The following is a 230-nucleotide window of genomic DNA, read 5'->3' as shown; positions in this document are numbered from 1 at the left end:
AACACCGGGGTTAAAAGTGGTCGTTCCGTCTACGCCATATGATGCAAAAGGGTTATTGCTTGCATCGATTCGTGATAACGATCCAGTCGTTTTTCTTGAGCATTTAAAATTATACCGGGCTTTCCGTCAAGAAGTCCCGGAAGAAGAATATACGATTCCGCTTGGAAAAGCTGATATAAAGCGTGAAGGTACGGATTTGTCGATTATCACATATGGTGCCATGGTTCATG

Annotated in this window: 1 pseudogene; it reads left to right on the top strand. The window is 43.0% G+C overall.

Features of this window, described 5'->3' with window-relative positions:
* A pseudogene (locus RYX56_RS25640) lies at window positions 1-230 on the top strand (alpha-ketoacid dehydrogenase subunit beta); the annotation flags it as partial.

This window comes from Alkalihalophilus lindianensis (assembly GCF_032843265.1).
Classification (GTDB): domain Bacteria; phylum Bacillota; class Bacilli; order Bacillales; family Bacillaceae_D; genus Alkalihalophilus; species Alkalihalophilus lindianensis.
This window is presented reverse-complemented; position numbering and strand designations above follow the sequence as displayed.